17 protein-coding genes are annotated in these 20,467 nt (G+C 67.0%); 9 read left to right on the forward strand and 8 right to left on the reverse strand.

Translation table 11 applies throughout. From position 1 onward, the window contains the following. Positions 1–76 precede the first annotated feature (76 nt). Positions 77–1,192 carry a glycosyltransferase gene (locus tag J9315_RS04100; protein ID WP_211978852.1) on the reverse strand — a complete coding sequence of 372 codons (1,116 nt, stop codon included), beginning with the start codon at positions 1,190–1,192 and terminating at the stop codon, positions 77–79. Between the two features lie 145 nt (positions 1,193–1,337). Between J9315_RS04100 and J9315_RS04105 the strand changes: the two genes are divergently transcribed. The 3 genes from J9315_RS04105 (at position 1,338) to J9315_RS04115 (ending at position 3,630) form a co-directional block, all read left to right on the forward strand. After that, complete coding sequence (locus J9315_RS04105; RefSeq protein WP_198499459.1) at positions 1,338–1,514, forward strand: hypothetical protein; 177 nt, start codon at positions 1,338–1,340, stop codon at positions 1,512–1,514. Between the two features lie 69 nt (positions 1,515–1,583). Beyond that, on the forward strand, positions 1,584–3,110 hold the full coding sequence (locus J9315_RS04110) for a hypothetical protein (protein WP_198499458.1): 1,527 nt from the start codon (positions 1,584–1,586) through the stop codon (positions 3,108–3,110). A 46-nt stretch (positions 3,111–3,156) separates the two neighbouring features. Continuing rightward, positions 3,157–3,630 (forward strand): GtrA family protein, encoded by a 474-nt coding sequence (locus J9315_RS04115; protein ID WP_249121020.1) that lies wholly within the window; start codon positions 3,157–3,159, stop codon positions 3,628–3,630. A gap of 58 nt (positions 3,631–3,688) precedes the next feature. Here the strand turns inward: J9315_RS04115 and J9315_RS04120 are convergent, their stop codons facing one another. The 7 genes from J9315_RS04120 to J9315_RS04150 form a co-directional block, all read right to left on the reverse strand. Next, entirely contained in the window at positions 3,689–5,038 is a 1,350-nt protein-coding gene (locus tag J9315_RS04120) for a DUF6716 putative glycosyltransferase (protein WP_232623674.1), read from the reverse strand. Next, positions 5,022–6,005 carry a hypothetical protein gene (locus tag J9315_RS04125; protein ID WP_198499456.1) on the reverse strand — a complete coding sequence of 328 codons (984 nt, stop codon included), beginning with the start codon at positions 6,003–6,005 and terminating at the stop codon, positions 5,022–5,024. The genes J9315_RS04120 and J9315_RS04125 overlap by 17 nt, the downstream gene beginning before the upstream one ends. 1 nt (position 6,006) lies before the next feature. Next, positions 6,007–7,398, reverse strand: coding sequence for a polysialyltransferase family glycosyltransferase (locus J9315_RS04130; protein WP_198499455.1), 1,392 nt, complete (start codon positions 7,396–7,398; stop codon positions 6,007–6,009). Further along, the gene (locus J9315_RS04135) at positions 7,395–8,369 is read right to left on the reverse strand and encodes a glycosyltransferase family 2 protein (protein ID WP_198499454.1); all 975 of its coding nucleotides are present in this window, start codon (positions 8,367–8,369) and stop codon (positions 7,395–7,397) included. Before J9315_RS04135 ends, J9315_RS04130 begins: the two co-directional genes overlap by 4 nt. Before the next feature lie 223 nt (positions 8,370–8,592). Then, positions 8,593–9,480, reverse strand: a complete 888-nt coding sequence (locus tag J9315_RS04140; protein ID WP_198499453.1) for an N-acetylneuraminate synthase family protein — start codon at positions 9,478–9,480, stop codon at positions 8,593–8,595. Between the two features lie 140 nt (positions 9,481–9,620). Beyond that, positions 9,621–10,853: an acylneuraminate cytidylyltransferase gene (locus tag J9315_RS04145; protein ID WP_232623673.1), complete on the reverse strand. Its 1,233-nt coding sequence runs from the start codon at positions 10,851–10,853 to the stop codon at positions 9,621–9,623. A gap of 83 nt (positions 10,854–10,936) precedes the next feature. Beyond that, complete coding sequence (locus J9315_RS04150; RefSeq protein WP_198499452.1) at positions 10,937–13,027, reverse strand: phospholipid carrier-dependent glycosyltransferase; 2,091 nt, start codon at positions 13,025–13,027, stop codon at positions 10,937–10,939. A gap of 312 nt (positions 13,028–13,339) precedes the next feature. Between J9315_RS04150 and J9315_RS04155 the strand changes: the two genes are divergently transcribed. From J9315_RS04155 to J9315_RS04180, 6 genes are all read left to right on the forward strand, one after another. Continuing rightward, positions 13,340–13,990 carry a DUF4190 domain-containing protein gene (locus tag J9315_RS04155; RefSeq protein ID WP_232623672.1) on the forward strand — a complete coding sequence of 217 codons (651 nt, stop codon included), beginning with the start codon at positions 13,340–13,342 and terminating at the stop codon, positions 13,988–13,990. A 226-nt stretch (positions 13,991–14,216) separates the two neighbouring features. Next, positions 14,217–14,675 (forward strand): DUF4190 domain-containing protein, encoded by a 459-nt coding sequence (locus J9315_RS04160; protein WP_198499450.1) that lies wholly within the window; start codon positions 14,217–14,219, stop codon positions 14,673–14,675. 65 nt (positions 14,676–14,740) lie between these two features. Continuing rightward, positions 14,741–15,592 (forward strand): 16S rRNA (cytidine(1402)-2'-O)-methyltransferase, encoded by an 852-nt coding sequence (rsmI, locus tag J9315_RS04165; protein ID WP_232623922.1) that lies wholly within the window; start codon positions 14,741–14,743, stop codon positions 15,590–15,592. A 456-nt stretch (positions 15,593–16,048) separates the two neighbouring features. After that, positions 16,049–17,137 (forward strand): hypothetical protein, encoded by a 1,089-nt coding sequence (locus tag J9315_RS04170; RefSeq protein ID WP_198499448.1) that lies wholly within the window; start codon positions 16,049–16,051, stop codon positions 17,135–17,137. 289 nt (positions 17,138–17,426) lie between these two features. Next, a complete protein-coding gene (gene metG / locus J9315_RS04175; RefSeq protein ID WP_198499447.1) occupies positions 17,427–19,142 on the forward strand; it encodes a methionine--tRNA ligase in 1,716 nt (571 codons plus the stop codon). Then, the gene (locus J9315_RS04180) at positions 19,142–20,218 is read left to right on the forward strand and encodes a TatD family hydrolase (RefSeq protein ID WP_198499446.1); all 1,077 of its coding nucleotides are present in this window, start codon (positions 19,142–19,144) and stop codon (positions 20,216–20,218) included. Before metG ends, J9315_RS04180 begins: the two co-directional genes overlap by 1 nt. The last annotated feature ends 249 nt before the right edge of the window (positions 20,219–20,467 follow it).

A 20,467-nucleotide genomic window follows, 5' to 3' on the forward strand; every position in this document is an offset into this window, starting at 1 on the left:
GGACTGGCCCTAGTCGCTGGGACCGGCGCCGTATCGCTGGAGCTGTGGAGCGGAGCCGGATTGTCGGGCGGTCGACTCAGGGGCGGGTGACGTGCAGCCGGTTCCGCGGTGCGGTGCTGCTCGACCCTGACTCCGACGCCGACTGCGGCTTCGGGGACGTCTCGCTCGACTCCTGGGCCGGGCGCTCGATGGGCGCGTCGCGCTCGTCCCGGTCGTCCGATACCGGCGTGGCGGACTTGAGTTCCGGGATGACCGGGGCGACTGCCTGCAGGCCGAGGTAGTGGAGGCGCGCGAGCTCTCGACGACCACGGCGGATGCCGTCGAGGATGAGTCCGATGCTGCCCATGAGGATCGCCAGGAGCATGAGGATCGCTGCGAGGAACGCCGTCGGGAAGCGGGGGACGAGGCCGGTGTTGAAGTATTCGACGATCACCGGGATGCCGAGGATGAGCGAGAGCGCGCCGAAGATCAGCGTGAGCAGGCCGTAGTAGAGCCGGGGCCTCTCGTGCTGGACGAGCTGGGTGATGAGGCCGAGGATGCGGAAGCCGTCTCCGAAGGTCGAGAGCTTCGACTCGCTGCCGTCGGGGCGGTCGCGGAAGCCGACGGGGTATTCGGCGCTCGGCAGGCGCAGGGCCATCATGTGGACGGTGAGCTCGGTCTCGATCTCGAAGCGCTTGCTGATCGCCGGGAACGACTTGACGAAACGACGGGAGAAGACCCGGTAGCCCGAGAGCATGTCGGTGACATGCGACTTGAACAGGCGGCTGGTGAGCCGGTTGAACATCTTGTTGCCCGACTCGTGACCGGGCCGGTACGACGAGGTCTCCTGGGTGTCCTGCCGGACCCCGAGCACATGATCGTAGGGTCCCTCGAGGAGCAGATCGATCATCGCCGGCAGATCGGCGGCCTCGTACGTGTCATCGCCGTCGATGGTGACGTAGATGTCGGCTTCGATGTCGGAGAACGCCCGGCGGATCACGTTGCCCTTGCCGGTGAAGTACTCGTGGCGGACGACCGCACCGGCGGCGAGGGCCTCCTCGACGGTGCGATCGGTGCTGTTGTTGTCGTAGACGTAGACCGTCATCTCGGGAACTGCGGCCGAGAGATCACGCACGACCTTGCCGATCGTGATCTCCTCGTTGTGGCACGGCACGATCGCCGCGATGCGCAGTCCGGTGGGACGGTCGGTCATATGAAGCTCCTTGGGGATGCCGTGAGTGCGTGCGAGGGTGCACAGGGCTCCGGCAATTATAGCCAGTTGCCAGGATCGACACACCGGACGCTCAGCTTCCTCGTGGGCGTCACCAGGGGCGGCGGCCCGCGGGCGAACTCCACCTGTGGTGAAGCGCACAGGCGCGGGCGGCGGACAGCCGTCTTCGGCGGTGCCGGACGACGACGTCGCTCTCACCCGATCGGTGCTGCATGGCGAACAGGTGAAGTGTCGAGGAAGCATCTGTGAAGTCGTGCGGATTCCGGCGCTGCGCGCGGTCGGCGCGGTTACGGTGGTCGCTTGACTGAGTCACCGGGCCCGGCGACTGCGCGGCCCGATCCCCGACCTCGACATCAGTCGCTGAGGAGCCCCCATGAACTCTGCGCGATCGATAGCCCGTTCGGGCTGGGTGTGGGACGTCGTCCTCGGTGGCCTGAGCATCGGGTGGGCTGTCGTCTTCGTGCGCCTCTACGCCCCCGGTCGCGTCAACGTCGACATCGCCAACCAGTACGCCCAGGCGACGGGCGCGATCCCGTTCTCCGACTGGCACCCGCCCGTCATGGCCGTCGTGTGGCGCGGCCTCATCGACCTCACCGGTGAGCAGGCGAGCCTGTTCGTCCTCCAGACCGGTCTCATCGCCGCGTCGTGCTGGGTGCTCGGTGTCATCATCCACCGCTGCGGCGCGCCGAGGTGGGTCAGCCTTCTTGGTCCCGCCGTCATGGCGACCCCGTGGACGCTGTCGCAGATGTCGATGCTGTGGAAGGACACGCAGATGGCCGCGGCGCTGCTCGCCACCGTCATGCTGCTCACCGTCGCCCGCCTCGTGCCGAAGACGTGGCTGCTGTGGGTGCCGGCGCTCGGTCTGCTCATCTACGCGGTCGGACTGCGCAAGAACGCCGTGTTCGCGATCATCCCGATCGCCGTCTACCTCGGGTGGTGCCTCGTCACGGCACTCGCTGCGCGGCGGAGTCGACGTCGCGAGACGCCCGGTTTCGAGGCGCCCCCGTCTCGCCGGACACGGGTGCGCTCGGTGCTCGCCACCGCCTCGGCGGGAGTCGTCGTCCTCATCATCCTGGTCGGCGGGGTGAAGGCCAGTGACGCGATCATCGCCGCCCGCTACGATGTCCAGCCCACCGGGCAGATCTCACAGGTCCTCCTCGACGATGTGATGTTCTCAGTGCCCGACAAGGAGCTCATGGCCTCCGACGCGCCCCCGGAGCTCAAAGCGAAGATCGGTCAAGCCCGTCCGAAGTGTCTGCAGATGGGGGAGATCTGGGATGCGTACTGGAACTGCTACGGCAAGGGCGCGACCGGTGAGAACTTCAGCCCGATCGCCGACCAGGACGCACTCAGGCAGCTCTGGCTGGACACCGTCATCACCCACCCGCTGCGCTACGCCGAGTATCGGGCGACCGTGTTCTCCTATTACTTCTTCTCCTCCAGCCTCGAGTACTGGCCCGCGGAATGGCATGGGGAGGGGACGAAGGTCGGCATCGCACAGGGCGATGAGAAGGCCGACTACCTCTTCCGCCCGTATGTCGAGGACTTCGCCCTGGCCACGTTCCCGATGGTGTTCAAGCCGTGGTTCTGGTGTCTGCTGGCGGTGCTCCTCGTCGTCGCCGCGCGTCACCTGAGACCAACCGATCGCGCCGGGGTGGCTTGCTCCGGAGGCCCTCGACCGGCCCCCAGCGTCGTCCCGGAGATCGTGATGCTCGCCACCTCGGCGCTGTGCTATGTCGCCGGTTACTTCCCGATCGTGCCGGCCAACCACTTCCGATACACCTTCTGGCCTGCACTTGCGGTGACGGTCGGCGTGGTCCTCGCCCTGGGAATGTGGTCAGCGCGACGTCGAATCGCACGAGCACGTTCAGCGAGTCCGGAAGCGGACGACTTAGAGTAGAGCTGTCATGCAAGAGTCTGTCTCGATCCGGCTTCGGCACCTCGCGGTGGAAGCCTTCAAATTCCTCACCGTCGGCGGCGTCGGTTTCATCGTCGACGTCGGACTCTCGAACCTCCTCACCTACGGGCTCGGCCCAGTCCCCGCGCTTCTCGAGGGCAGCCCCATCAAGGCGAAGATCATCTCGACGATCGCCGCGATGATCGTCGTGTGGATCGGCAACAAGCTGTGGACCTACGGTGATCGCACCACGGACTCCAATGTCCGCGGCATCATCCTCTTCATCGCCGTCAACCTCGCCGGCATGGCGATCTCCGTCATCCCGCTCGGCGTCACGTGGTACCTGCTCAACATGCGCGACCAGCTCACGTACAACATCTCGACGAACGTCATCGGCATCGCCCTGGCCATGGCCTTCCGGTTCTATGCGTACCGGACGTGGGTGTTCAAAGAGGCATCCCCTGCCGCCGAGGTGGTCGTCGAACTCGACGAATCGAGCTCGGTCACCGACGACCGCAACTGAGAGTCACGCCCCGCTCCTGGAGCTGTCGAACGTCGTTTTGCGTCCCGATGCGGCGTGCTCAGCGGCCGTACCGGATGCGGCGGTAGGCCCTGACGATGACAGGCGGGGTGAAGATGCGGGCTTCGGCGCGCAGCAGCATCCGCTTCTGCTTGAGCACGGCCTTCCGGCGATTCGGCAGCTGACCGGTGCGGGACCGGGTGGCGAGCAGGCCGAGACTGCGTCTCAGACTTCCGTCATCGATGTGGAAGTAGTTTCTCGCCAGCCACTCCTCGCTGGGAAAGCCGATCCTGCCCGCCGCGACATCGGCGAGACTGCCGGTCGCGCCCGAATCCGCGAAGACCTCGTTGAGCAGTGCCCGGTCGAAGCCGAAATCCGCGATGAGCAGAGTGGGAATGCCGCGGTCGATCGATTCGAGTGCCGCCGTGGACGAGAGCGTGACGAGCGCCGAACCGGGGGTGAGGAACGCCGTGAGCGGACCGTAGCCGATCTCGAGTCGATCGGCTCCGGGCACCTCGCGAGCCTTGAGCTCGTCGATGATCTCGAAGTACGAGTGCTGCTCGCGGTGCGTTTCGTGCTCGCCCGGCCGGGACCGCATCTTCACGACAGTGCGGGAATCCGGGTGCCGGAGGGCGAACTCCGCGAGGGCGGCGATGATCGACTCCCGCTCGGCGGCTGAATCCGGCACCTTCGCCTGTGGGGCGAAGACCAGGGTCGTCGGCGCTGTTGTCGGTGACCCGGCGACCGGGCGCTCCGGTACCCCCGGCGACCGCAGCATCGGGAGGCGGGCGAGGAGGATGTCGGCGGGCACCCGTCGCAGCGCGCTCACGGCCCGGTACTCGTCCACCTCGGTGAACGAGTGGGCGAGGAACGCATCCATGAGCCTGCGGTAGTTCATCCCCTTGCCGCTGGCCGGCAGTCCCATCCCGGGCAGTCCCGAGACGAGCGCGGGACGCGGTTCGAGTGCACTGGCCGTGAGGAACAGCTGGGCGACGATGGGACCGGTGGCCGCACCGAGGACGATGTCGGGGGCGTGATTGGCGATGACCTCGCCGAGTTCGCTGCGGCTGATGATCGGAACCTCATGGCCCTCCCACGCGGTACCGGCGATCGCATGGGTGATCTGCTCGTTCGTGGGCAGGATCGGATTGTCGATGAGGTAGACGTGGGCTTCGACATCGGGCAGTGTGCTCAGCAGCTGAGTCGCCCATTTGAGGTACGACTCGCTGTCGGAGACGGAGACGACGCTGATCGTCTCCCGATCCGTGCGGGCGGACGCGGAGTTCTCGGCACCGACGGGGCGAACAGTGTCAGCGGGAGTCGCCGGGGTGCCGGCAGGATGCGGCATGACGGTGTCGGCCACCGGAGTCTCGTGCTCGGAGGCGTGAGGGGAATCAGGAATCGAGATCACCGGCCACAGTCTGCGCATTGAGGGACGTACGCAGACTATCGGGAGACGTCCCGGTCCACCATTCGCCGGGAATCTCCGTGACATCGATGCGGACATCGGGGTTGAGCACCGCGAGGGAGACTGCCGCCGTGCTCGGGAGGCTGCGGATCACCGATTCGGCCGGCAGGTTGATCAGACGCAGTTCGATCGGCAGTCCGACGTGTTTGATCCGCACCCGCTCGTCAGCTCCGAGCTTCGTGAGGAACTCCGCGGACTCCCGACGGTGCGGGTAGTAGGTGATCGGACCGGCGGCGAGCAGACCGTCGAGCCAGGCGAGGTAGGCCTCTTCGCGGATGAGTCCGTCAGCGGCCAGCGAGGACCCGATGACCGGAGTGTCGCGCGAATGGCTGCCGCCGGTGGGCAGCGACTGGAGGTGTTCGAAGCGATGCCGGGTGATCTCCGCCCCGGTGCGCAGAAAGGCGTTGCGCAGCGCCTTCGGCACGGGAAGTGCGGTGTGCCAGCGGAGCTTGCCCCCGGACGCCAGGCCGCGCAGCCGGTCGGCGACATAGGCGGCCATGACCTCCCGGGACGGTTTGAGCTTCTGACGCGGGCGCACGAGCGGACCCCGCTTGGCGGCGAGGGTCTCGATCGTCGAATACGTCGCCAGCCCGTCATCGAGGATGACGATCTCCGGCATCCGCCTCTCCAGATACGCCATCGACAGCGCTTTGTGCACCTGGCCCGAGCAGGCGTCACCGATGTAGATCCTGGTCGGCGACATCTTCCTCAGGATGCCCGGCTTGGCTCCCTCACGTTCGAGGCGAACGCGCTTGGGCAGCCAGGCAGGGTCGAAGGCGTCGAGGAACGAGGTCATCCCCTTGGCATTCGCGCGAGCTCGGATGAGCAGCTCCTCGTGCGGTTCGTGCGCTTCGAGCGCGGAGAGGAACTGGAGAGGCGATTCTGCGAAAGCGATCGCCGTGCGAGCCATGTCAGCGGCGTCCGGTCAGCTTGGCGACGTCGATCTTGATCCCACGGCGGTCGAGCTTCGACAGCGCGGACTTCGCATTCTTGCGCAGGATCCGCTTCCCCGTGCGCAGCACTCGTCCGCGGTTCGACGCCTCGAGGCTGCCCGGCAGATCGAGGCGGGTGAGGCGCTTGCGCTTGAAGTACACCATGTCGCCCGTACCGACAGCCGCCGTGAGGAAACGCTCGGCGGGTTCCCGCAGGTGAGTCATGATGGTCGACTGCATGCAGTAGGTGACGGCGTCGATAAGGGCGTTGAAGTCCCTGAGTCCGCGGCCGCCCGGGCGGTCCTCGAGGACATAGCCGCCGCGATTGAGCGCATCGACGATCGTCAGCGGGATGCGGTTGCTGTTCTGATACGGGGCGATCCGCTCGAGGAGCAGCTCCGTGCCGACGACAGCGGTCGCGGTTCCGTACAGTGCCTGGGTGGTCACTAGCCCGGTGGAGAAGCACGAGACGACGAGCCGCGGCTGCGTCCGCGATGCCACCACCTCGGCGAGGACGGGCACATCGGCGAGGACGAAGCGCAGGCCGAGGGCCTCCGCGCGCCGCCTCAGCGGTTCGGCGACGGTCCGGGCGGATGTCGGGTGGGGCTTGAAGATCACCGTGCCCACTCCGCGCTTCTTCACCTCGTCGAGCATGTCGAGGTGGAGCTGGATCTCCTCCTCCTCGGTGATGAGCTCGATCTCCGCAAGGTACTGGCCGAGGACCAGGGCGCTGTCGTCGATCGGGGCCGACAGGCCAGCGGCGGTCAGGGCGTCGTCGGATTCCCGGGCCATCTCCTCGATGACCGGACGAAGTTCGTCGACGGTCAGAGCGATCCGATTCGGAGCGTGTTCGGCGAGCTGTCGGGGCATGACTCCGGGCAGCAAGTCGGTGTAGTGGACGTTCTCGAGGCGCTGCCAGAGCGGACGTCCGAGCGGATTGCGGACCGGTCCGTAGCTCATCAGGCCGTCGGAGTGCACGGAGATCGGCGCGTCGGCGAAGACCTGGGTGAGCGCGTGGGCCGGGTGACCGGGCAGCGACTCGACGACAAGCGAGATGTCCTCGTCGGGGGAGAGCGACCACAGGTGTTCGAGCAGCGTGCGCATGATCGGTGCCCGCGTCGGTGAGATGCCGAACTGCTTGGGGTGGCTCGGCCAGATGGCGGCATTCCAATCGACGACCGAATCGAACCGACTGAGCAGGGTTGCGGCGCCGAGCAGGTCGATCGCCGACGGGGTGATCTCAGGCGCGTAGGCGTTGTTGGCGACCACGAGGATGCGGCGCTCGTCCGCCGGCCCGAAGTGACCGGCGTCGATGTTCGCGGCCACGTTGGCGAGCTGATACAGGGTGGAGACCTGGATGAGCTGTGTCATGCCTGTGCCCTCCTCAGAACCGGGGCGATGACCGGAACGCGGTCGTCGCCGAACTTCTCGACCACCCGATCGACGAGTTCGGGTTTGATCATCTTGACGTTCGTCGTCGCACCGGCGAACAGCTTCTGCTTCACCTCGGCGGTCATCTGGTCCGACCGTTTGACGAGCTGGTGGTAGAGGATCGACAGGAAGTTCCGCACGGCCTTCGTTTCGAACTCGTCGATCTCCGGATCGCTCTCGAGCATCGCGAAGACAGTCCGGAAGGCCGGGATGAAGTCGAGCTGCCGTTCGTCGTAGATCGAGGTCAGCGACGTCGACATTCCCTTGCGATAGCACAGGCCCGCGGAGTTGATGACGGCGAACGAATCCGACTCGAGGTGCTGTCGCCACGTCCAGGGGCGGTCCTCGCAGGTTCGCAGGGCGGGATCGAAGGTGAGCAGGCCGCGATCGGCCATGCTGCGGGTGAAGATGCCTGTCCAGCACGCCGGGTAGTCGACCATCGTCGGCATGTTCGCGGGCATGATGTAGTCGCGCGGATTCAGCGGACGGTTCCGGAGAGCACAGGGCGCCTGATTGAGGCTGCGCTTGGTGCCTTCGACGAGCACGTAGTCGATCTTGACGAAGTCGACGCCGAGCCCGGTGATCGCATCCGTCATCTTCCGCAGGTGACCCGGCGCGTACCAGTCGTCACCGTCGAGGTAGGTGATGGTCTGGCCGGTGGAGGCCTCGAGCGCGAGGTTGCGCGATGCCGAGACGCCGAGCGAGGTGGGGTTCTCGATCGTCACCATATTGAGCTTGTCCTCGTATTCGGCGATGACCTCGGCCGAATGGTCGTCCGATCCGTCGTTGACGACGAGGACTTCGAGTTCATCGGGGGTGAACCCCTGCATGGTCAAGCTCTTGAGACTGCTCCCAATGGTCTGTTCGGCGTTCTTCGCCGCGATGATGACGCTGGTCAGGGGAGTGGTCATGGGGTCCTTTCGCTGCTGAGCACGGCCGCAGGGGAGTGCCGCACGTGCATGGGCTCAGACGATGGTAGACATGACTGAGTAACAGCAGGTGACGACAGGGTTAACGACGCGGTCCGAGGAGTTCACCGAAGGTTGGCCTCGATGGTCCTGTGCGCATGCGGAAACCGCCCCGCCGGACTGCAGTCCGGCGGGGCGGTGCGCTGGCGACCTCAGGGGGTCGCGATCAAGCGGTGACCTTGCGGAGGGAGTCGATCTTCGACTCTTCGCCGGGCATGACGCGCTTGACGCCGTCACCCATCGCCTGCTCGAGGACGCGCACGCCCTTGACGAGCGAGGCGAACTCGCGAGGCTCCATCGAAGCCGACTGGTCCGATCCCCACATCGAGGAGTCGAGGGTGATGTGACGTTCGATCGTCACCGCGCCGAGCGCGGCGGCGGCGAAGGAGATCTCGAGGCCGAGCTCGTGACCCGAGTAGCCCACGGGCACCCCGTAGCGCTCCCGCATCGCGGGGATCGCGAGGAGGTTGACCTCCTCCGGCGGCAGCGGATACGTCGAGGTGGCGTGCATGAGGACGAGCTTGTCGCGGTCGAAGACCTCGACGGCGGCATCGAGGGTCTCCCAGTCGGACATGCCGGACGAGCAGAGCACCGGCTTGCCGGTCTCGGCGATCTCGCGGAGCAGCTCGAAGTCGGTCAGCGACGCCGAGGCGACCTTGTAGGTGAGCGCATCGAACTGGTCCTCGAGGAACTCGACGGAGTCGACGTCCCACGGGGAGGCGAACCACTGCAGGCCGAGTTCCTTCGCGTAGCGATCGATCTCGGTGTACTCCTCGCGCTCGAACTCGACGCGGAACTTGTAGTCGAGGTACGTCATCTCGCCCCACGGGGTCGAGCGCATCTTCGACTTCTGGTGTTCGGGCACGGCGACGTCGGGGTTGCGCTTCTGGAACTTCACGGCCTGCGCGCCTGCGGTCGCTGCGGCATCCATGAGCTGCTTGGCGATCTCGACGTCACCGTTGTGGTTGATGCCGATCTCACCGATCATGTACACGGGCTGGCCGGGTCCGACGAGCTGGTCGCCGATGGCCACGGGGGCGATGTGATCAGTCATGAATCCTGCTTTCGTTCGTACGCGGTGGGTGCCTCCGCGCGGGGTGGGTGGTGCGATTCCATGTGGAGTTGTGTCTGTGGATGAACTGCGGTGTGGAGTTGTCGGTGGGGCCGCCGGTCGGCCGCGATCCGGTGCCTGACTCAGTTGCGGGTGGGGATGAGGTCGCAGACCTCGCGGACCGCGCCCCGTCCGCCCGGCCGGTCGAGAACGACTCGAGCGGCGGCGAGCACCTTGGGGTGGGCGTCCGCGACGGCGATCGGCCACCCGACGACTTCGAAGGCTTCGAGGTCATTGATGTCGTTGCCGACATAGGCGACGCGGGTGGCGTCGAGGCCCTGCGCGTCGATCCACGACCGCAGAACCTCCGACTTATTGTCCACACCCTGGGTTACGTCAATATGAAGTTTCTCCGCCCTGCGGGTGACCACAGGGTTGCGTTCCTTTGAGAGAATCATGACAGGGAAACCTGTTTTCACCAAGCGTGAGATTCCCATTCCGTCGCCGCGGTGGATCCTGACCTGCTCGTTTCCGTCCTCATCGACATAGGCGCCGTCGTCGGTGTGGACGCCGTCGAAGTCCGTGACGAGCGCATCGACGTCGATGACCTGAGCCGTCTCCTGCGTCGAGGCGATCGCACGGACCAGCGTGAGGTCGGACATGTCGTCGATCTCGCGGGCGTGCTCGGGCGGGACCTCCTCGATGCCGACCCGGCCGAAGAAGCGGTGTCCGCTCTCGAGCAGCCCGGCCGTGCGCATGACGTAGAACGCCCCGGTCTCGTTGAAGTGCTTGGCTCGGTCCTGGCGCCGCGGACGGAATGCCTTGTCATGGCCCACGGCGACCGCCTCGGCGTCGTCATCGAGGCGCCAGAGGAACGAATGGTCCTCGACGGCGGAGAACACGACGTCGTCCTGCCCGTCGGCGACCCGGCACACGGCATTGTCGATCGAGGCGGAGTCGATGAACGGCGACGTGCACTGCATGAACACGGTGACGTCGAAGTCCTCGTCAAGGGTGTTCAGGGTGTGGATGATCGCCGATTCGCTCGTCGCCGTGTCCCCGGCGATCTCCGCGGGACGGTGGGACACCTCGGCGCCGGCCCGGATCGCCTCTGCGGCGATGCCGTCGTGGTCGGTCGAGACGATGACCCGGTCGATGCTCGGGGTGGCCTTCGCCGCGTTGATCGCCCGAGCGAGCAGCGAGACGCCCGCGACCTTCTGGAGGTTCTTCAGGGGGATGCCCTTCGATCCGCCGCGGGCGGGGATGATGGCGACGGTTCGCGATGTGTCCGGCTCTGATGTCCTCGTGTCCACCGAGGTGGGAGCGGGTGTCGCCGAGGCGGGAGCTGGGTGGTTCGGTATGGCGGTGTCAGTCACAATGCCCCGAACCTAACGACGGGCCGTGACGCGCAGGTGAACAGCCGGTGTCGCCGAGGCGACCCCGTCATGTCGAGTTCAGGTCAGCGCCAGGTGACGTTCCACATCCTGTTGTTCCACGCTTCGAACGGGATGACCTCGCCGGTGTAGATCGGCCAGAAGTACGCGAACGCGAGCACCGCGGCGGCGAGGATGAGACCGACGCCGAGGCGGCGGGCCAGGAGCGTCCACGACGGTCGGCGGCCTCGGCGGCGGGGGGCGCGGGCGGTTTCGGGGGTCGTCGGGGTGCCGGTGTCCGGGGACTGACCGGGGGTGGTCTGCGGTTCGGGAGCGGAACCCGGCGTCGCCGGGGACGGTCGGACCGCCTCGGCGAATGGGGGAGCGGGATTCCGCCGCCCCCACAGCAGCGCAAGGCAGTACGTGAGCGCGAGGACGACGAAGGGAACCATGACGATCGTGTAGAACGTGAAGATCGTCCGCTCCTGGTAGGCGAACCACGGCAGCCACGTCGCGGCGAGCCCGGCGAGGATGACCCCGCAGCGGACGTCGCGGCGGATGATCCACGCGGCGAGGACGATGAGGAGGGCGACCGGCGCCAGGCCCCAGATGACGGGGTTGCCCACCGAGGTGATCGCCGAGGAGCACCGGATCGCCTCGCATCCGAGGTCGCCCTGGTTGAGGGATTCGTAGTAGAACGACGTCGGCCGCCACTGGACGATCCAGCCCCACGGGTTGGACATGTAGGGGTGCTCGGCGTCGAGGCCGACGTGGAACGAGTACGCCGTGTAGTGGTAGCGCGCGAGCGAGGGCAGCCAGTACAGCCACGACGGGAGGGACTGCCACCAGCCGGGCGTCTCGGCCGCCCACTGCCGGTCCCAGCCGTCGTCGGAGAGGATCCAGCCCGTCCACGTCGCGATGTAGGTGATGAGGGCGACGGGCACGAGGGAGAGGAACGCCGGGATGCTGTCGCGGATGAGGGCGCCGAGCCACGGATGGACGACGCCGGCGCGGAAGCGGGAATGAACGTCCCAGGCGACGACGAGGATGCCGAACGCGGCCAGGGCGTAGAGGCCCGACCATTTCACGCCGGTGGCGAGCCCCAGGCTGATGCCCGCGGCGATGAGCCAGGGCCGGGCGCCGAGGCGGGGGCCGAAGTTGATCGCGTCGGCGAACTTGGCGCGGGCGGACTTCGCGGCGGGGCTCTGGGCTTCTGCGGCGGCGTTGGCTGCAGGACCGGCGGGGTCCGTTGCGGGATCGCCCGTCGGTGGGGGAGCGCCGTCGAGTCCCGCGGTCCAGCGGGCGAGCCGCTTCGTCACCTGCTCGCGGTCGAGGAGGATGAAGTAGAAGGCGAGCAGGATGAAGGCCATGAGCACGATGTCGAGCAGGCTCGTGCGGGAGTGGACGAAGTGCTCGCCGTCGACAGCGAGCAGGCCTGCGGCCACGCATGCGAAGAAGGCCGACCGGAACAGCTTCCAGGCGACGAGGCCGATGAGGAAGATCGTCAGGGTGCCGACGATGGCGACGGAGAAGCGCCAGCCGAAGGAGTCGTCGGCACCGAAGAGGTCGATGCCCCATCCGATGACCCATTTGCCCAGCGGCGGATGGACGACGTACTCGGGGCCGGACTCGATGACGCTCGGGTCGCCGGCGTTGAAGGAATCGTCGGCGTTCTCCGGCCAGGCGCGCTCGTAGCCGAAGGTGACGACCGAGTAGGCATCCTTGACGTAGTAGGTCTCGTCGAAGATCAGCCGCGGCGGGAAGTCGAGGCGGAAGAGGCGCAGGGCGCCGCTGATGAGCGTGATGACGATGAGCGCAGGCCACATCCAGACCGGTGCCCGGGTCGCCCACATGCCGGCGGAGAAGGTCTCCCTGCGCAGGGCCGCGGCTCCGGCGAGGACGGCTTCGCGCCGGCGGGCTCGGGTCTCGCGCGCGACGCGGCGCGATGGCCGCGCGGTCGGGCCACGGTCAGTGCCCCCTGCCTTGTCGTTGCTTGCAGACTTCTCGGAGTCGGGGGACGTCGACGAGATTGTGTCGCGCAGCGCTGCGGTCGCTGCAGAGGTCGCCGGAGTCGCCGGTGTGGTCGCTGCGGTCGAACCGGGGTCGGTCGTCGGTTCAGGGGCGCCTGTCGGTTCGGCGCGCCGCCTCGGCGATGGGGGATCATGGGGAGCTGTCATCACGGCCAAGTCTAGGGCGCGGTGTCGGTGAAGCCGTTCAGCGTTCGCACGGTCGTGTCTCGGACGTCGGCCCGCCTCGGCGCGGTTCGCACCTGCCTGCCGCGCCTCGTCGGGGGCCGTTGCGTCTTGACGGTGGCTGAGGTCAGACGCCGCTGACTGACGAGAACGGTCGCTGCTGAATTGAATTGCACAGCTGTGGGGAACTGACGTGAAGCTGGCGGTATCGCACGCGGGGGATGGCGGTTAGGCTGATCACTACAGGCATTGCATGACGTGCTGTGCGAGAAGTTCCGTGTACGAGCGAAGACGGTGATGAGAGTGTCGAACAACCCGAACTACCGCCCGAGCGACCCGCCCCAGGTCGGCTCCCAGCAGTTCGGCTCCGGATACGGAGCGTCCCAGCCATCGCCCGGTTACGGTTCCGGTCAGCCCGGCTACGGATCGGGCCAGACCGGCTACGGTTCAGGCCAGAACGGATATGACCAGGTCAGCTACGGTGGCGGCCAGTACACGGACTACGGTCAGTACCTCGACTCGGTGGGACCGTCGGGCGGGCAGCCCTCGATGAGCCAGCCCGGCGGTTTCAGCCAACCGGTCACCTACGGAACGTACGGCGCGCCGATGGTCGTCTACCGCAAGCCGAACGCGTTGGCCGGGTGGTCGATGTGGATGGGCATCATCGGCCTCGCCGGCGGTTTCGTCTGCTGGCTGCTTGCGATGATACCGGTCATCGGGTGGCTCTTCAGCTTCCTCGCGATGCTCCTGTGGCTGGCTCCGATCCTCGCGGTGATCTTCGGACACGTGGCGCGCGGCCAGATCAAACGCACCGGCGAAGACGGCCGCGGTCAGGCAACAGCGGGCCTCATCATGGGCTACATCAGCATCGGCCTGGCGCTCCTGGCCATCGTCATCATCGCGATCGTCGGCGCGAGCCTGTTCGCGATGTTCGCCGTGACGGCCTGAGGGGCGGGCTCGCCCTGTGTCTGCGGGGCGAACTCAGCACGTCTCTGACGAGCGGAGTCTGGGGCGCACCCCTTTCTCCGGCGGCACGCTGCTCCGCTGCGATCCGCCTGGCATCGGTCGCAGAGGAGGTCTCCGACGGCCGACGATGCAGGATTGCAACACGTTCGCCTTTGGTCTCGGTGCCGTGCTCGGTACGGTTGAGGGAGAATCCCCGAGGAGAGAAGTCATGAGCAGTCAGAACAACTGGAACAATCCCGATATGTACTACCAGCAGCCGCAGTCCGGGCAGCCGTCGAACAGCTACGATCCCAGCGGCTACCAGGCCGCGAACAACCAGCAGGTCGCGAACTACGGAAGCACGTACGGTCCCGCGAGCTACGGCAGCGCCGGAGTCGGCTACCAGCAGCTGGCACCCACCAACACCTTGGCGATCATCGCCCTGGTCGCCTCGATCTTCGGCACCGTCTCGGGCTTCTTCCTCGCGAGCATCGCCGGGATCGTCATGGGCCACATCGCCCGCAAACAGATCAGAGAGCGCGGCGAGCGCGGCGACGGCATGGCGATCGCCGCCCTCTGGGTCGGCTACATCGGCACCGGAATCTGGATCCTCATCGGACTGTTCATCATCTTCATCTACTTCGGTGTGTTCGCCCTGATCTTCGCCACCGGAGCAAGCGCTTCGTGACGCAGGAGCCCGGTATTTCTGAGCCTCTCGCCGGCGACGCCGACTCCTCCGAACACAGTTCCGACCTGAGCGAACACGGACCTGACCTCACCGGCGGACGACTCATCCTCGTCGGGACTCCGATCGGCAACCTCGGCGATGCGAGCCCGCGGATGCGGGAGGCCATCTCGACTGCTGACGTCATCGCCGCCGAGGACACCCGCCGTTTCCTCTCCCTCGCTCAGCGTTTGGGCATCGCGCACACGAAGCGCGTGCTCAGCGTCTTCGACCACAACGAACAGTCCCGCGCGCACGAGATCGTCGACCTCGTCCGCGGCGGGCAGACCGTCGTGCAGCTCAGCGATGCTGGGATGCCGGCGGTCTCCGACCCCGGATATCGCGTCGTCAGGGCGTGCGCCGAGGCCGATCTGCCGGTAACCGCGACGCCGGGGCCGTCGGCGGTGCTCATGGCGCTCGCCGTCTCCGGTCTGCCGAGCGACCGTTTCAGCTTCGAGGGCTTCCTGCCCCGGAAGTCCGGGGCTCGCAGGACGCTCTTCGAGGAGCTCAAGTCGGAGAAGCGGACGATGGTCTTCTTCGAAAGCCCGCACCGGATCGCCGAGGCGATGGACGACCTCGCGTCGGTCATCAGCCCCGACCGGCCGATGAGCATCAGCCGGGAACTGACGAAGACGTACGAGGAGACGCTGCGCGGCACCGTCGGGTCGCTGCGCGAGCTCGCCGCCGGTGGGCTGCGCGGGGAACTCACCCTCGTCCTCGCCGGCGCCACCGCAGTGGAGACGGCTCCGGAGGACCACCTCGGCGAGATGGAGGCGCTCATCGATTCGGGTGTGCGCGCGAAGGACGCGGCCGGCCAGATCGCGAAGCGCTTCGGCCTGTCCAAGCGGGAGATCTACGAGGCCTGGCTCCACCGCGAGTGACCCGGGGCCGTGCTGCGGGTCGTGCGCGGTCGGACTGTCGGGCCCGCCGGACGGTCCCACTCGTGTGCGATCGGCTGTGGACGGTTTGGGCTCACCTTCGTTTGGGCGGCTCTGTTAACAACGTGAGCCGCTCGTACTCGACAGAGCTCAAGCGGCGCGGGCGAGGTCTGCGGTCCGTTCAGCTGCGTGGTCTCACGCTTCCGATGTGCCTGACAGTGTCGATGAGTACTCGAATCCTGGCACTCTCGCCTGCGGTGATGCGTCTGTGAGGAACTGCGACGGCTAGCGACATGGAAGAACGGCGATGTCAGGAACGCCGACGCGGGTGCGGTGCCGTCGAGCCCCCTGGGGACACTGTGGGCACTTGTGCTCGCATAGCCTGTGGACGCTCATCGCGTTTCCACAGGGCACCCGCCGGCAGATGCGGCGGCCGACTGCCGGCGCCAGAGTGTGCGCATGGACGATCACAGGGAACAGCAGACGTGCAATGTGGTGACCTCTCAGACCCTGCGTGCAGCCGGGGTGACCAGCGTGGAGATCAGTCGAGCTGTCGACTGCTGTCTCATCCGCGTCTGCCGAGGGGTGTATTCGATCGCCGTCGCCTGCACCGTTCCTCGTCATGCGCGCATCCACGAGCTGATCACGGACACAGCGTGGACTGAGCAGTTCCAGGACTCTTCGATGGCCGAACGGATCGAGGATCGTGCGATTCGCGCCAAGTTGGCGCGTCTCGAGGTCATGCACTACCCGCATTATCGCCGGGGCGATGTCGTCTCCGGTGTGTCCGCAGCGCTTCTTCACGACCTGCCGATGTTCGACCTGCCATTGAGCCCGCTGACGGTCATGCATCCGACTGCGAGCACACTGAGCCCAGCCATCCGCCGCTTCCGGCGCGCGGTGCCCAGTGCTGATCGAGCGATCCTGTCTGACGTGGAAGTGACGAGCTCGATCCGCACCAGCCTGGACCTCATCGAGTACGGCGGCCCGGTTGCGGGATTCGCCGCCTTGGAGGCCACCCTGCGAAGAGGCGTCCACCAGCGGTACGGACTCAAAAAGCGTCTGGGGTTCGCCAATCCCCGTGTGCTCGCGGACATCGGCCGCAACCTCGTCGCCCAGGACTTCGCTCCTGCTGCTCTCCGACTGGCGCGTGGACGTAGACGAGCTCTCACCCTGCTTGAGCACATCTCTCCGCTGTCGGAAAGCTACGCGGAAAGTCGAAGCTCGTTCAATCTCCATCTCCTCGGCCTGCACGATTTCGACCAGCAGTGGAATGTCGCCCACGACGGGGACTTCCTCACGCGGCTGGACTTTCTCCACCGGCAGACGATGACGGCGCTGGCCGTCGACGGTTCCGGCAAGTACGAGGAGTTCGGACGCAGTCGCCTGAAGCGGGAGAGCTACCAGCACAACATGCTGCTGACGATGGGGTACAAGGTCGTCCACTTCGCCTTCAGAGACATTCTCAATCCGCAGGTGTTCGGGGCGAAGCTCTTCCAACAGGCGCCCGAGCTGCTGAAGTTCAGGGGCAAGCCCCTCCGGCTCTGAGCCTGTTCTGACCCGCCCTGCGTCGACCGGGAGGGGGTGCCGGTCGGGAGTTCTTGCCACAGCTCACCCTGGTTTCCAGAGCTCATGCCAAGAACCGAGCCCTCCAAACCAGGGTGAGCTCTAATGCCGTGGGGCTGCAGGCGCGCCTTCCCGCCGGCCCTGTGCGCGGGAACTCACCGCGCCCAGACCCGCCCCGCCGAGGCCCGCCCCGCCCCGTCGGCCACCAACGCACCCACCCCCGCGGACGCCGTCCGTCCCGCCGCTGCGCGTCCTTTAGACTGATTGACCTATGGGTTACTACGTGACAACAGCGATCGCCTACCCCAATGGGGCCATCCACATCGGGCATGCATACGAGTACATCGCCGCCGACACCATCGCGCGGTTCAAGCGCCTCGACAACCACGAGGTGTTCTTCGCCACCGGCACCGATGAGCACGGTCTGAAGATGCTCCAGGCGGCGAACAAGCTCGGCATCACTCCCAAGGAACTCGCTGACGACAACGCGAAGAACTTCCGCGACACCCAGCTGGCCCTCGGCTCGACGTTCGATCGGTTCATCCGCACGACCGACCCCGACCACTACGCGGCCTCGCAGGCGATCTGGCGCCGGCTCGAGGAGGCCGGCGACATCTACCTCGACTCGTACTCCGGCTGGTACTCGGTGCGCGACGAAGCGTTCTACACCGAGGACGAGACCGAGGTCGTCGATGGCGTGCGCCTGTCCAAGGAGACCCGCACCGAGGTGACCTGGACGGAGGAGGAGTCCTACTTCTTCCGTCTCTCGAAGTACCAGGACCGGCTCCTCGAGCTCTACCGCGACCACCCGGAGTTCATCGGGCCCGACTCCCGCCGCAACGAGGTCGCCTCGTTCGTCGCCTCCGGACTCAAGGACCTCTCGATCTCGCGCACGACCTTCGACTGGGGCGTGCCCGTGCCCGGCAACGACAAGCACGTGATGTACGTGTGGATCGACGCCCTGACGAACTACCTCACCGCCGCCGGCTACCCCGACGACGAGGAGGCCCTGGCGAAGTGGTGGCCGGCCGACGTCCATATCATCGGCAAGGACATCATCCGCTTCCACAGCGTCTACTGGCCGGCGTTCCTCATGTCTGCGGGCATCGAGCTGCCCCGCCGCGTCCACGCCCACGGCTTCCTCTTCAACGCCGGGGAGAAGATGTCGAAGTCCGTCGGCAACGTCGTCGATCCCATCGACCTCGTCGATGCGTTCGGTCTCGACACCGTCCGCTTCTTCCTCTTCCGCGAGTTCTCCTACGGCCAGGACGGCTCGTACACGAAGGACTCGATCATCACCCGCAAGAACGCCGACCTCGCCAACGAGTACGGCAACCTCGCCCAGCGCTCACTGTCGATGATCGCGAAGAACTGCGACGGCCAGGTTCCGCAGCCCGGTGAGCTCACCGAGGCGGACGAGACCCTGCTGGCGCTGGCCCGCGGCACGCTGGCGACCGCCCGAGCCCACGTCGACACCCAGTCGCTGCATCAGTATGTCGACGCGTGCTGGAAGGTCCTCTCCGAGGCCAACCGCTACTTCTCCGCGCAGGAGCCGTGGAAGCTGAAGAAGACCGATCCCGAGCGCATGGCCACCGTGCTGTGGGTGACGATCGAGGTCGTGCGCATCATCTCGATCCTCATCCAGCCGGTGATGCCCGAATCCGCGGGCCGGATCCTCGATCTCCTCGGGGTGCCCGCCGGTGTCGCCGAGGCGGGGGCGAAGGTCCTGCCGACCGCCGTCGAATCGGGGTCGGGTGCCGAAGTCATGGACACCGTGTCCGCGGGTGCCGCCGTCGGCGTCGTCGCCGGGGCGGGTGTCGCTGCCGCCGGCATCGCCCCGTCGTTCGCCGAGGAGGCCGAAGGCTCCGTGGCCGCCGCCGATATCGATCCCCGGTCGTTCGCCGCGATCGACTACCCGCTCGTGCCCGGCACATCGCTGCCGAAGCCCGAACCGGTGTTCCCGAAGTTCGTGGAGGAGACGGAGTAATGGCCTCGCGCGCCGCCGGAACGTATCCTCCGGTGCCCGAACCCCTGCCCCACCCGATCGTCGACACCCACACTCACCTCGACATCGGCACGGGAATGCGACTGCCCCTGGGTGCGGGCGAACCGGCCCCCGAGGTGACTCCGGACGAGGAAGAGGAGTTCCCCGACCTCGACTTCTTCTTCGACACCGCCGAGCAGGCCGGGGTGCGGCGGATCGTGCAGATCGGCTGCGACCTGCCGGCCGCCCGGTGGACGACGGCGCTCGTGGCCTCCCAGTTCGCCGGCCGTGCCGGTGTCGCCGATGTGAACGGGAGCCATGCCGGAACTGGCGGCAGTCAGGCCGATGCGAACGGCAGCCAGACCGACGCGAATGGTCGAAGCGCGGCGTCCGCCCTCATCGACCCGAGCGTCGTCGCGACAGTGCCGGCCCCGCCTGAGAGCCCGCGCACGTGGATGCTCGGCGGCGCGGCCCTCCACCCGAACGAGGCTCCGCGGCTGGCCGAGGCCGGTCTGCTCGATGATGCGCTCACCGAGATCGAAGCCCTTGTGACGAGCACTGACCGGATGCGTGTCGTGGGGGAGACCGGCCTCGACTACTTCCGCACCGGCGAGGACGGGATCGCCGAGCAGCAGCGGTCCTTCCGCGCCCACATCGAGATCGCCAAGCGCACCGGCCGCGCCCTGCAGATCCACGACCGCGAGGCCCACGCCGATGTGCTGCGCATCCTCCGCGAGGAGGGCGCCCCCGAGGTGACGATCTTCCACTGCTTCTCCGGCGACGAGGCGATGGCCCGCGAATGCGCCGAGGCCGGTTACTTCATGTCGTTCGCCGGCAACATCACGTTCAAGAACGCCGATGAGCTGCGCAGGGCCGCCGCGAGCGCCCCGCTCGAGCTGCTCCTCACCGAGACCGACGCCCCATTCCTCACCCCGCACCCCTACCGCGGCAAGCCCGGCGGTCCGTACCTCACCCCGATCACCGCGAGAAAGCTCGCCGAGGTGCGCGGGATGGACGCCGGTGACCTCGCCGAGGCGGTCTGGACGAACGCGGAGACCGCGCTCGGCAGCTGGGACTGATGACGGGGAGCCTGCGAGTCAGCCGGTATGGCGACCGGGGCGGACCGGCATCGCGGCCACAGCTGACCAGCCACGTGTGACCGGCCGGGGCTAGGTGACGCCGAATGGCTGCATCGAACGGCGGCGCCGACCACGCGGAGACGACGGGTCACGACGGTGAGGTCACGGCCGCCTCGGCGGTGGTGTCCGTCTCACCCTGAGAACCCGGGAAACGGTCCTGACGGCACGTGACCTGCGACGATGGCAACG

The organism is Brevibacterium sp. W7.2 (genome assembly GCF_018137945.1).
Lineage (GTDB): Bacteria > Actinomycetota > Actinomycetes > Actinomycetales > Brevibacteriaceae > Brevibacterium > Brevibacterium sanguinis.